9 protein-coding genes are annotated in these 14045 nt (G+C 42.2%); 8 read left to right on the forward strand and 1 reads right to left on the reverse strand.

What is annotated here, in order from left to right; all coding sequences use genetic code 11:
- From B2V92_RS17030 to B2V92_RS17050, 5 genes are all read left to right on the forward strand, one after another.
- A partial coding sequence (locus B2V92_RS17030; protein WP_293310344.1) for a glycoside hydrolase domain-containing protein occupies positions 1–343 on the forward strand: 343 nt, incomplete at its 5' end.
- Positions 343–1596 (forward strand): glycoside hydrolase family 71/99-like protein, encoded by a 1254-nt coding sequence (locus tag B2V92_RS17035; protein WP_293310346.1) that lies wholly within the window; start codon positions 343–345, stop codon positions 1594–1596. The genes B2V92_RS17030 and B2V92_RS17035, both read left to right, overlap by 1 nt.
- A gap of 4 nt (positions 1597–1600) precedes the next feature.
- Entirely contained in the window at positions 1601–3016 is a 1416-nt protein-coding gene (locus tag B2V92_RS17040; RefSeq protein ID WP_293310348.1) for a sialate O-acetylesterase, read from the forward strand.
- Positions 3013–6630, forward strand: coding sequence for a glycoside hydrolase family 2 TIM barrel-domain containing protein (locus B2V92_RS17045; protein WP_293310350.1), 3618 nt, complete (start codon positions 3013–3015; stop codon positions 6628–6630). Before B2V92_RS17040 ends, B2V92_RS17045 begins: the two co-directional genes overlap by 4 nt.
- A gap of 274 nt (positions 6631–6904) precedes the next feature.
- On the forward strand, positions 6905–9379 hold the full coding sequence (locus tag B2V92_RS17050) for a glycoside hydrolase family 95 protein (protein WP_293310352.1): 2475 nt from the start codon (positions 6905–6907) through the stop codon (positions 9377–9379).
- Between the two features lie 320 nt (positions 9380–9699).
- On the opposite strand, the gene B2V92_RS17055 is transcribed toward B2V92_RS17050, so the two are convergent.
- Entirely contained in the window at positions 9700–10584 is an 885-nt protein-coding gene (locus B2V92_RS17055) for a PhzF family phenazine biosynthesis protein (protein ID WP_293310354.1), read from the reverse strand.
- A gap of 207 nt (positions 10585–10791) precedes the next feature.
- On the opposite strand from B2V92_RS17055, the gene B2V92_RS17060 reads away from it, so the two are divergent.
- From B2V92_RS17060 to B2V92_RS17070, 3 genes are all read left to right on the forward strand, one after another.
- A complete protein-coding gene (locus B2V92_RS17060; protein WP_293310356.1) occupies positions 10792–11166 on the forward strand; it encodes a winged helix-turn-helix transcriptional regulator in 375 nt (124 codons plus the stop codon).
- Positions 11167–11508: 342 nt separating this feature from the next.
- A complete protein-coding gene (locus tag B2V92_RS17065; protein WP_293310358.1) occupies positions 11509–12573 on the forward strand; it encodes a LacI family DNA-binding transcriptional regulator in 1065 nt (354 codons plus the stop codon).
- Positions 12574–12613: 40 nt separating this feature from the next.
- Positions 12614–14045: GH92 family glycosyl hydrolase (locus tag B2V92_RS17070; protein WP_293310360.1), on the forward strand; the 1432-nt coding region annotated here is incomplete at its 3' end.

Genomic DNA, 14045 nt, shown 5'->3' on the forward strand with positions numbered 1-14045 from the left:
CGGCATTCCGGGCGATGAAGATGGTGGCGGGATGACGGCTTTTGCGGTATTTTCTTCGATGGGCTTTTATCCGCTTACGCCGGGCATTCCAACTTATACCATTGGAAGTCCGGTTTTTGAAAAAGTGAACATTGCTTTGCCAAACGGAAAAACCTTCCGTGTAATTGCCAATAACAGCTCGGTGGTGAACAAATACATACAAAGCGCCAAACTGAATGGTAAAGCGCTAAATACACCATGGTTTACGCATGAGCAATTGGTTGCCGGTGCTACATTAGAACTAGAAATGGGGCCGAAACCAAACAAGAATTGGGGAAATGGAACCATAAACCCAAGCAAATAATGAAAAGGAATACGATATTATTAATGATGTTATGCTTTGCCTGTACGGCAGGTGCACAGCTTAAACATAGTGCCACCAGTGCATTTAAAAGTTATAAGGGTTTGGTAATGGCCGGTTATCAGGGCTGGTTCAATGCCATGGGCGATGGTGGCGGCCGCGGCTGGAACCATTATGCCGGTGCAAAAGGTTTCGCCCCTGGCAGCATCAAAATTGATGTATGGCCCGATGTTTCTGAATATAAGAAGACCTATAAAACCGCTTTTCAGCATGAAGACGGAAGTGCGGCATATCTTTTTAGTTCATACGATGAATCGACCGTTCAGCTGCATTTTAAATGGATGGAGCAGTACGGTATTGATGGGGTATTTGTACAGCGTTTTGTTTCGAACCTTAAAAATGCGAAGAGTTTGGCGCACAACAATAAAGTACTCCGTTCGGCGCTCGATGCAGCCGGGAAACACAAACGGGCCATATCGCTGATGTACGATTTTTCGGGTATGCAAGAGGGCGACGAAGACCTGGTGATCAATGATTTTAAACACCTGGTTGATAGTTTAAAGCTCACCACCCGTGGCAATAAACAAAGTTATTTATACCATAACCAAAAACCACTCGTGGCGCTTTGGGGAATAGGCTTTAACGATAAAAGACGTTATACGCTAAAAACCATCACCAAAATTATGGATTTTCTTCAGCACGATCCTGTTTATGGTGGTTGTTCATTATTGCTTGGTGTGCCCACCCAGTGGCGCGAGCTTAAAGGCGATGCCATTGCCGATCCCCAATTGCTCGAAGTATGCAAAAAAGCAGATATTATCCAGCCCTGGTTTGTTGGGCGTTTTAAAGAAGAAAACATACCCACAATGATGGAACGGATCAAAGCCGATATAGCCTGGTGCAAAGCCAATCGGCTTGATTTTGTTCCGGTAATTTACCCGGGTTTTAGCTGGCATAACATGAAACCGAATTCGCCATTTGATCAGATCCCACGAAACAGGGGCCAGCTTTTCTGGAAACAGCTTTCGGGTGCAATTAACAACGGTGTAGAAATGATTTATGTAGCCATGTTTGATGAGGTAGATGAAGGAACTGCCATTTTCAAGGCTTCCAAAAATCCACCTGTTGGTGAGAACAGTTTTGTGAAATTTGAAGAAGGCATACCGAACGATTATTACCTCTACCTGGCCGGTTTTGCTTCTAAAATGCTGAAGAAAGAAATCCCGTTTCAAAATAATATTCCACTACCGAAATAGCGAAATGAGAGCACTATTTTCAATATTCCTGGCATTGCTATGCTTAAACGCGAATGCTGTATTAAAATTACCGGCATTGATCGGCGATCATGCGGTGCTTCAACGCGGGGCTAAAATCCCCGTTTGGGGTTGGGCAGCGCCAGGTGAAAAGATCAGTATTGCATTTAAGGGTAAGAACTATTCAGTAGTTACTGCAGCAGATGGGAAATGGAATATGCAACTTGCAGCATCAAATGCCGGCGGACCTTATGAAATGAAGATCAGCACTGCTGAACAGTCCATTACACTCCACGATATTTTAATTGGTGATGTGTTTTTATGTTCAGGTCAGTCGAATATGGAATATGGTATTGATAAAAATTTATATATCAAAGAGATACAGGCTTCAGCTAATCCAGAAATCAGGCAGTTTAAGGTTAACAGGCAGTCGGCTGATACGGTTCGTAACGATATTCTTTTACATACCGGATGGCTAAGTGCATCGCCTGCAACATTGGCCAGGTTCTCGGCGGTGGCTTACTTTTATGCGGCGGCTTTGTTCGAAAAATATAAAGTTCCCATTGGTGTAATCAATACCAGTTATGGTTCTTCATTGGCCGAAGCCTGGATCAGTAGAGAGGGACTAACAGAATTTCCCGATTTTTTAAAACAGCCTAAATTACCTTCCGAGCAATCGAACCCTACCAAGCTTTTTAATGCCATGTTATCGCCGCTTACCCATTACAATGTTAAGGGTGTGTTGTGGTATCAGGGCGAATTTAATGCAAACAGGGCTTTTCAGTACCGCAGATTATTACCTGCGTTAATTAACGATTGGCGTAAACATTTCGACAAAAAAGAACTGCCTTTTATCATTGTGCAGTTACCCAATTACAATAAAATACAACCGCAACTTAGCGGAAGTGCCATTGCCGAGCTACGCGAAGCACAGGCCATGGCGGCTATCATGCTGAACGTTGATTTTGTAAGCACGATTGATATCAATGCGAATGGCGATCTGCATCCCAAAGAGAAAAAACCGATCGGCAACCGGGTAGCGTTAATGGCGCAACAGCTCATCTATCACGAAAAAATACAGGCCAGCGGACCACGTTACGCCGCACTAAAAATAGACGGGAATAAAGCCATTGTCAGCTTTACCAAACGTTCGGGGCAGATAAAACCGGTTGATTCAATAAACAATTTTATTATTGCTGGGGCCGATGGAAAATTCTATCCGGCTAAAGCCATCACGATTAAAAACACGATTGAGGTTTTTAGTCCAAATGTACCAACCCCTGTAGCCGTGCGCTACTGCTGGGCCGATAATCCACCTGATGTTAATTTGTATAACCTTGAAGGATTACCGGCAAGTCCTTTCCGTACCGATGATTGGCCCGGACTTACGGCTCCAAAAAACACCAAACCAAACAAACCATGAAGCAATCAAACTTAACGTTAACTATAATATTTTGCCTTTTTCCATTTGCTTCGCTATTTGCACAGCAAAGCGTCAAAGAAAATTTTGAAAAGGTACAAAAGCTCGAAACTACCGGACGCGGAACGGCTAAAATAGAAGGGGGCGTATTAAAAACAAAAGCTATTGATGTTGCCTTTGGAGATGCCGAAGCCAGTAATTATGAAATAAGCTTTAAAGCGCGTACGCCAGAAAGCGAGAAACAGGTGCAGATATGGGCCGGTTTCAGGGCCTCGTCAAGGAACGATAAATACATTATTGGTTTAAGGGGTGGTATTCAGAACGATTTATACCTGGCCAGATTAGGCTATATGGGTACCGACGATCATCTGGCGCTCCGCCACCTCAATTTTAAGCTTATTCCCGGTCAGTGGTATAATTTTCGTATTCAGGTGGCAGGCAACAGGATAAAGGTTTTTTTGAATAATAAAACGCTTCCCCTTATTGATGTAAAAGATCCTTACACCAAATTTTCGCCAAAGGGGAAAGTAATTCTTGGTGGCAGTTGGCTCGCGAATGAATTTGATGATTTATCGATAAAACCCTTAGCTCCTGATGCTTTTAAAGATGATAAAATGCAGGAATATGCGGTTCCATCAGTAAATAAAGCTCAAAAGAGAATGCAGGAGCGTTCGGCCTACAAACCTGTAAAATTAAATACTTTATCGAAAGTCAGGACTGGTCTTTCCCTTACCGGAAAGTGGTTGTTTGCACCTGGATACGAAATCAGCGATCTTCAAAAGGCAATTTCACCCGAAAGTACCGACGAAAATTGGCATGTAATGGCCGTTCCGCAGTTTTGGAACCCAAACCGCGAGTGGTTGCATGGCGAAAAGTACAATACCGCAAGCAAAGGCGTTGCCGATAACCATTACCAGAAAGAAATTGAGCGTTGCGAAGCTTATACCTTCGATTATAAAAAAACAGATGTGGGTTATTACCGTCAGTGGATCGAGCTTCCGGCCGAAGTTGCGGGCAAAAACCTCGAACTTGATTTCGATGCCGTATCAAAAGTAGGAGAGGTTTTTATCAATGGTAAAAAAGCCAACGAACCGCATATCGGCATGTTCGGGGCCTTTAAAGTTGATGCAACAGGCTTGTTGAAACCGGGCCGTAACCTGATTGTGGTTAAAGTTTCGAGAGATTTTGTAAAGGATATTAAAGATGCCGATAAAATAACCGATGTGGCTGTAACCGTGCCCATCACCAATAAAATGATTAAAGATTTAGCGCATGGTTTTTATAATGATGATCCTGCGGGCATCTGGCAACCTGTATCGCTGGTGATTTCAGATCCATTAAAGATCACCGATGTATTTATCAAACCCAATTTAACCGGCGCAGAAATCGAAGTTACTGTAAAAAATAATATGGCTAAAAACAGTGTGTTCAATCTGTCTACTTCTATCTCAGACAATAAGGATCCCCACGAATTATTCTCTGGCGAAGCTTTGAAAGACCTAAATTTGAATGCTGGTGAAGAAAAGGTTTTCAAATATAGCATCAGTGGTTTGAAACCTAAATTATGGTCGCCGGCCAAACCCAATCTTTACAATTTTAGTTTTATCATCAGTAAAAACAAACAGGAAACAGATCGTTTAACAGTAGAATCGGGCTTTAGGACATTTACTGCCAAAGGCGATTATTTTTACCTGAACGATAAACCTTATTGGTTACGCGGGGGAAACCACACGCCGATGTCGTTAGCGCCAAACGATACTTTACTGGCCAATGCATTTTCAAAACTGATGCACGATGGCAATATTGCGGTCACCCGTACACACACTGCGCCTTACAGTGAGGTGTGGATGAACGCTTCTGATCATCAGGGCGTAGGCGTAAGTTACGAAGGCGGCTGGCCATGGCTGATGATCAACAGCAGTATGCCCGATGCAAAACTGATCGACCTCTGGAAGAATGAATTTTTCGACCTGATCAAAAAGTACCGTAACCATCCTTCGCTTTTATTCTGGACAGTAAACAACGAAATGAAATTTTACGATAACGATCCGGATATGGAACGGGCGAAACTTAAAATGAAGATCATTTCTGACGTAGTGAAAAAAATGAGGGAAATCGATCCAACCAGACCCATCAGCTTCGATTCTAATTATATCCGCAAGGAGAAAAAATTTGGAAAGGATTTTTATACCTCCATTGATGATGGCGATATTGATGACCAGCATTGGTACCTCAATTGGTATCATGGTTCAATTTTTTCCGAATTTAACGGCGAATGGCAGCAGCGTTTCAAAAATCCTGGCCGACCATTGATCAGTCAGGAGTTTTCGACCGGTTATCCTTCTGAAACCGGACACCCGACACGTTTTTATACCTATGTACATCAAAATCCTTCCTCATTGGTTGGTAATTATGCTTACGAATATGCCGATCCGAAATATTTTCTGGAGGCACAATCCTTCATCACCCGCGAATCGGCCGAGGCGGTAAGGCGTACCAATGATAAAGCTGCCGGTATTCTGCATTTTGCTGCATTAACCTGGTTCAGCAATATTGAAGATGCTAAACTGCTTAAACCCGAGCGCACTTATTACCAGATGAAAAAAGCACTGCAGCCCGTTTTAGTATCTGCAGAGCTATGGGGAAGGCACTTTTATGCCGGAGCGGTTTTACCTGTCCGCTTTTATGTAGTGAACGATAGCGAAGACGGAAATGCCATTTCGCAAAGTACCATTCAATGGATTATCGAAGATAAAAATGGAAAAGTATTAAAAGAAGGCAAAGAAACTATGCCTCCGGTTGATTATTACGGGCGTAAATGGATTACTCCAAAAATTACCCTTCCCGAAAACCTCTCTTTAGCGAAAACCGACGCTAAACTGGTAATCAAACTCATCGAAAATGGGAAAGTAATCTCAGCAAACGATTATGAAATCACCATAGCCGATAAAAATTACATCAAAGCAGATGGCGTTAGCGATTCTAAGGTTGTTTTGCTTGATAAAAGTGGTAAAATTGCCCAATTGGCTGCAAATTCAGCTTTGAAAGTAATTGCTGCTTCAGATTTTGAGGGTGCAATAAAACAAAAACCTGATGTACTGATTTTAAGCGGACTGGATTCGGTAAATACCTCCACTGCAACAGCTGCTGCAACTCGAAATTTTGTAAAAAGTGGTGGTAAATTATTGCTTTTAAACAGTGGAAGTTTGGCTTCTGTTATATTTCCTGAACAGATTAGAAGTATAGTAAAAGAGCAGGGCGAAATTGTTTCGATGGAAATCCCGGAATCAGCGGTTTTTAAGGGAATTGAACCGATGGAATTGCGCTATTTCAACAACAACGAAAGGCAGAACCCAACGGTGAGTTCGGGCGCCTACCGCGTTAACCGGAGCCCTGGTGTTGAAACCCTCGCAGCATTTACCAAGGTGCATGGTTACCTCGAAGGGAATATAGAACAGCGTACCAAAAGTTTGGATGCGATCAGGGGATTTCCGATTGTAAAGATAACCGATAAAGGAACCGCGATACTTTCTGAAATGTTACTTACCAAAGGAAATACCGATCCGATTGCCGCAAAGCTTTTTGTAAATATGGTGGAGGAGTTAAGACTAAAGTAAAAAGACCAAAGACTAAAGTAAAAAGACCAAAGACTAAAGCTGAAAGGCGTAAAAAAACTTCGTCATTGCGAGGAGGTACGACGAAGCAATCTTTCCTGCAAAAAAGATTGCTTCCCACATTTCGTCATCTCGACCGAAGTGCAACGGAGTGGAGAGATCTGTCTCGAGGCAGATTTCTCGGCTACGCTCGAAATAACGAACTTAGAATAAAACAATAAATCTTATCTTGGCCGCCAATACCAATAAATTAAAAATCTCCCTAACCAGAATATAAATGTTACTGAAAAAAGTCACCCTCCTTAGCGCAACATTGCTCTTTTGTTCCCTGATCAGCAATGCCCAAAAAGTAAAACCCAACACCATGAAACTCTGGTACGATAAACCGGCCGGTAACTGGAACGAAGCTTTACCCTTGGGGAACGGGAGGCTTGCAGCAATGGTTTATGGTAATCCCGATAAAGAAGAAATCCAGCTGAACGAAGAAACGATATGGTCTGGCGGACCCGGCAATAATGTGCTGCCGGATGTGTATGGCAACATTACCGACATGCGTAAACTACTTGCCGATCAGAAATACAATGATGCCCAGCAGTTGGCAAACAATACCTTTAAAAGGGCCAGTGGCGAAGGTTATAACCACGGAATGCAGTACCAACTTGCCGGAAGTCTTTTTATCCATTCCAAAAATACGGCGGCTATCAGTCAGTACTACCGCGATCTCGATATCAGCAATGCCATTTCTACCGTAACTTATGTAGAAGATGGCGTAAGCTATAAACGCGAAACCTTTACCTCGCTTAAAGATCAGGTACTGATCATCAGAATTACTGCAAATAAGCCTAAAAGCATCAGTTTTAGCCTGGGCATAAACAGTCCGATGCCAAACCACAAGGTGATAACCGAAAATAATACACTTAAATTAAGTGGAATTACAGGCGATTTGGAGGGAAAAAAAGGTCTGGTGAAATACACCACCCTTGTTAAAACCAAAACAGAAGGTGGAACATTAGGCACAGAAAAAGATAGCTTAAAGATCAAAAATGCCGATGCCGCAACCATTTACGTATCTATTGCCACCAATTTTAAGGATTATAAAACGCTAAACGTTAATGAAAATGAAAAGGCTTCGAACTTTCTTTCATTAGCAATGGGCAAAAGTTATGAGAACTTAAAAACCGATCATATCCAGGCTTACAAAAAATATTTCGACCGTGTTAAACTCGATCTCGGTTTTACTGATGATGCAAAACTCCCTACTGACGAACGCATCAGGAAGTTTAAATCGGGCGATGATCCGGCTTTGGTATCGCTTTACTTCCAGTTTGGCCGTTACCTATTGATCTGCAGTTCGCAGCCCGGAAACCAACCTGCCACCTTACAGGGCAAGTGGAATTCGAAAGTGGCACCACCATGGGATAGTAAATATACGGTAAACATCAACACCGAAATGAACTACTGGCCGGCAGAGGTAACCAATCTTCCCGAAATGCACCAACCTTTGTTCAGCATGCTCAAAGACCTTTCGGTAACAGGAAAGGAGAGCGCCGATAAAATGTACCATGCCCGCGGCTGGAATATGCACCATAATACCGATTTGTGGCGCATTACCGGTCCGGTAGATGGTGGCTATTACGGGATGTGGCCGATGGGCGGTGCATGGTTAACACAACATATCTGGCAACACTACCTGTATACCGGAGATAAAAAGTTTTTAAAGGAAATGTATCCGGTGTTAAAAGATCTGGCCATGTTTTACAAAGATGTATTACAGGAAGAGCCAACGCATAAATGGATGATCGTTTCTCCATCGATGTCGCCCGAAAATGAATACCAGAAAGGTGTAGCGCTTGCTGCAGGCACTACAATGGATAATCAATTGGTTTTTGATGTATTCAGCAACGTGATAAAAGCCTCTTCTGCTTTAAAAACAGATGTTTCTTTTGCTGATAGTTTAAAAACATTAAGGACTAAACTTCCCCCGATGCAGATCGGGCGTTTTGGTCAGCTACAGGAGTGGTTACAGGATTTCGACAGGCCGGGCGATAAACACCGCCATGCCTCGCACCTTTATGGTCTGTATCCTTCAAACCAGGTTTCGGCCTATCATAACCCCGAACTTTTCGATGCCGCTAAAACTGTGCTGCTCAACAGGGGGGATAAATCAACCGGTTGGAGCATGGGCTGGAAAGTGAATTTCTGGGCACGTTTGCTCGATGGTAACCATGCCTATAAACTGATTACCGATCAGCTTAGTCCGGCACCGGTTGCCGAAAGCGGACAGGATGGAGGAACTTACCCAAATCTTTTTGATGCGCATCCACCGTTCCAGATTGATGGTAACTTTGGCTGTATCTCGGGCGTGGCCGAAATGTTGATCCAATCGCAGGATGGGTTTATTTATGTGCTCCCTGCTTTGCCTGATGCCTGGAAAAACGGAAGTGTAAGCGGACTGGTATCGCGCGGCGGATTCAGTTTTGATTTCAGCTGGAAAGATGGAAAAATCAGTAAACTGACGGTTCATTCTACTCTTGGTGGAAACTGTAGGTTACGCCTGCCAAATGCTGTAAAGTTTGTAAAAGGAGCTGCTCCAGCCTTGGCAAAAGGAAAAAATCCGAACCCCTTATTTGAAGTAGAAGAACAACAGAAACCCATTATAGCCGAAAGTGCAAAACTTAATCCTGTGGCTTTAAAAGCATCGGTTTTGTATGATGTTAAAACCGAAGCAGGGAAGACTTATTATTTTGAGTAATAGATTAAAGACTCGTTGTTAATAGACAATCCCCCCATAACGTCATCTCGAGCGAAGTGCAACGTAGCCGGGTTCAGTTAAAACAGCACAAAACCACTGCGTTTCATGTTTGGTAGTGCTAATTGTTCTATTTTGCAACTGTTTTTTTGATTTTCCCCGCACTTGGGATTGACGGCGTTCTTCGGTAAAATCTGTTTTTTTTCAAAGCAAATTAGCATTGCGCCTTAAAAAGATGTGTCCATACGATAGGATAGCAATCGGAATGAGATGACGACGTTTTTTATTAAAACTTATTTCTTATAAGGGAACAATCTACCAACCTACACATAAATACTCCCTTCCATTACAATTACCGAAGAACCGCTAACCATAATGCCATCATCTTCTACACGGACATGTATTTCTGAAGGATGACCCGTTTGTTCGCCTTGAAAAATAATATGGTCTTTGTTTTTTTGTACATATTCCAGTTTTTCGAGATAACCTGTTAACGGACCGGCGGCGGTGCCCGTAGCGGGATCTTCGTCAATGCCGATGCCCGGATTGAAAAACCTTGTACTGGCAAGATAACCCTTCGCCGATGCTTCGGTAGAAAAAAGATAAAACCCATCAAAATCGTACTCCTCACTCAAAGCTTTTAAAAGTGCCTTATTCGGAATAGCGTGTATTAAAGTATTCGTATCTTTAATTGGTACCATCAAATGGCTCACTTCTGTTTTTACCACTTTACTTTCCCAACCATTAACTCCAACTGATGCCACATCAAGGCCTATAGCTTCCGCAATTCTTGCATGCGGTACATTGCCGAGGATTTCGGCAGGGCGTTGTTTCATCGCCACAAAAGGATGACCATCTTTTTCAGATATATTTACAGGTATTGGCGTACCATTGATAGCAACCCATTTGGCAGCCCCCTGTGTTTTAAAAATATCCCAATCCTTTAGTAGCGCAAGGATAACCGCACCCAGTAAATTATGTCCTGCGCCGTTTACCTCGAAACCTGCGGGTGTAAACGATCTTACTTCCAAAGCTCCGCTTACATCACTATAATGCACAAAAGAAGTTTCCGAATAACCGAATTCTCTCGAAATCTGATGATATTGTTCGAGACTAAGTTCTTCTGGTGTGTAAACTACGGAAAGTTGATTTCCGGTATAACGTTGAACAGTAAAAACATCCAATACGTAATAATCCAATTTTTTCATTTTTTATGGTTTTATTTGTTGAGACCTGTAATGATTTTATAATTTTCGATCGTTGTATAAAGCTTTTTTATCCGCGAACAGTAATATAAAAATTTTTTAAACATGACTTTTACTTTTAAAATCCATCTCAAAATTAGGCGGTAATAGTTTATTTTTGCTATGGGTTAATTCAAGGTAACCGGTAACCTCAAGTTAACTATTAAAGCTATGTTCACAACGAATATCAATGGCGAAGTACGCGAAGCCACCTGCGAGCAGGAACTTTCGGCTATTCGCGATAGTCTGGAAATTTTAGGCGGAAAATGGAAGCTCCGCATTATGCGTTATCTGGATGCAAGGCAGGATCAACGTAACACCTTTAAAAAAATACAAAGGGAAATTGAGGGCATTTCGGCTAAAATGCTATCCAAAGAACTGCAGGATCTGGAACTGAATCTTTTGGTTTCAAGGGCCGTAATCGATTCTAAACCGATTACTGTAGCCTATTCCATCACCTGTTATGGCTGTAGCGTACTTCCCGTGGCCGATACTTTGGTAGAGTGGGGATTGAGGCACAGGGAAAGAATCAAAGCAAAACTTTAACAGATCGTCACCCTGAACTTGTTTCAGGGTCTTTTATGCAATATAGATCTCTCCGCTACAGTCGAGATGACGCCAATTTTTTAAAAAAAAATATCAATGGTAGCCAGCTCCCTCCGGATCGTCATTTCGAGCGGAGTGCAACGAAGTCGAGAAATCTACCTTGAAACGATCATTCTATTGATGTTTTCTTATTAATTTCTTCAACAAAATCCATTTTTAATCATTTTTTAAGGCTTTATTAATCGAACAGGGATATTTTGGCCATTGCTAACCAGATAAATACCCTGTTAAATTTTCATCGGCATTTATTTCGTTAGCTAAACGCTTTAGATCTAAATCTCCATGACAAAAAAAATATCGATTAAAGACATCGCCCAAAGGCTAAATCTCTCTACCACCACCGTTTCCTTTGTAATTAATGGCAAGTCGAAAGAAAAATTTATCAGTAAGGAAGTAACTGCCAAAATTCTCGATCTGGTTGCCGAAGTTGGTTTCCGTCCAAATTCATTTGCCAAAGGATTGAGAACCGGGAAATCAAATACCATCGGTTTTTTGGTCGATCATATTTCGGATCCCTTTTTCTCTGGTATTGCCCATTTTTTAGAAGAAATAGCTGCACAGAACGGTTATAAAATCCTATTCAGTAGCACAGGGAAAGAAAAGAACAAATTTGTGGAACTGGTAGAAGCCTTTACCGAAAGACGTGTTGATGGCTACATTGTGGCCACGGCCCTGGGCATGGAAGAGGAAGTAAAAAAACTGGTTGATTCTGATGTTCCGGTAGTGCTTTTCGACCGTTATCTGCCGGGCATCACAGCCGATTATGTGCTGGTAGATAATTTTGTGAGTACGTATAAAGCTACGCAGCATCTTTTTGAGAACGGTTATCACAATTGCGCCTTTATTACCACCGATACAGAAGAACAGCAGATGACTGATCGCTTGGAAGGTTACCGCGATGCAGTTGCAGATCAGGGTGGGGAAGAGCTGGTTTTTAAAATTAAATACGAAGGCACTGGTAGTGTAGTAAATGCGATTACTAGTTTTCTGCATGCAAACCCACAAATCGATGCAGTAATATTTGCCGCCAATTACCTCACCATGGAAGGCCTGCGTGCTTTAAAATCGCCAAATGGAAAACTCAGAAACGACCTGGCACTGGTTTCGTTCGATGATTTTGAACTGCTCGAATTTATTTCTCCGGCAATTACCGCCATCCAGCAACCTATGCAAAAAATAGCACAGCATATCATGAAACTGCTACTGGCTAAACTCGCCCAAAAGAACGACCAGGATATGTTTTCTACGGTCAACATCCCCTGTGTATTAAATAAAAGAGAATCGAGTGCGGCTAAAGTCCCCACGTTACGTCACCCTGAATTTAGTTCAGGGTCTTCTATTAAATAACACCTAACAATCCCAACAATAAAGCAATTCAACAATATATATGAAATACCTTTTAACCCTTCTTTTTACCTTAACTATAACACTCACTCATGCCCAATCTAAAACCACTTACGTAGATCCTTATATCGGTTCTGGGAGCCACGGACATGTTTTTGTAGGTGCAAATGTTCCTTTTGGAGCGGTGCAGCTTGGACCGATGAATATTTTTAAAGGCTGGGACTGGTGCTCGGGTTATAATTACGGCGATAGTATTTTAACCGGTTTTTCCCATCTGCGTTTAAGCGGCACTGGAATTGGCGATTTGGGCGATGTGCTGATTATGCCTTTTACAGGTGCCATCAAAACCGACAAAGGCACTGAAGAAAACCATAAAAGTGGCTACTCTTCCTTGTATTCGCATAAAAATGAAAAAGTACGTCCGGGTTATTACGCCGTAAAATTGGAAGATTATAATATTGATGTAGCGCTTACTGCAACCGAAAGGGTAGGTTTTCATCGATACAAATTTCCATCAGGTAAACCGGCGCAGATTATAATCGACTTAAAGGAAGGCCTTAACGATAAAGCTACCGATACTTATATCGAGCAGGTTGATGCTTACACCCTAAAAGGTTACCGTTTTTCTTCGGGTTGGGCCAAAGAACAGCAGGTATTTTTTGCTATCCGTTTCGAAAAAGCCATTGATGCTTTTAATGTATACGAAGAATCTAAGCTGCTCAACGCTAAAAAAGGACGAGGAAAAGCCATTAAAGGAATGGTCAGCTTGGGTGAATCGCCTGGCACTGTACAATTTAAAGTGGGTATTTCGCCGGTAAGCAGCGAAAATGCTTTGACCAATATTACTGCAGAGATACCGGATTGGAACATGGCCGGTGTAATTAAATCGGCAGATGATAAATGGAATAAGGAGTTGTCGAAAGTGGAAATCAAAACCGGAAGTAATGCTGATAAAAGGGTGTTTTATACGGCATTATATCATGCTATGATGCATCCTTCGCTGTTTAACGATCATAACGGCGATTACCAGGGGGCTGATAATAAGGTGCATCAAAAACCTGCTTTCAATAATTATTCGATCTTTTCTACCTGGGATACCTATCGTGCCGAACATCCGCTTTTTACCATTCTCAATCCCGATAAAATCAGCGATTTTGTAAATACCATGCTCGCCATTTATGATGAACAGGGTTATTTGCCGATATGGCATTTAAATGGCTACGATACCGGAACAATGGTTGGGATTAGCAGCCAGCAGATTATTGCAGAAGCTTATTTAAAAGGGTTCCGTGGTTTTGATGCCGAACGTGCCTTTGCTGCAATGAAAAAAACGGCCATGAGCGATCTCCGCGGACTTAATTATGTGCACGATTTTAAAGCCATCCCTTCTGATATTGGCATTAACAGGCCTGTTGCCAATGGTTTGGAAGATGCTATTGCCGATGGAAGTATAGCTTTAATGGCCAAAGCAATGG

The sequence above is a fragment of the Pedobacter sp. UBA5917 genome (genome assembly GCF_002432345.1).
GTDB lineage: Bacteria > Bacteroidota > Bacteroidia > Sphingobacteriales > Sphingobacteriaceae > Pedobacter.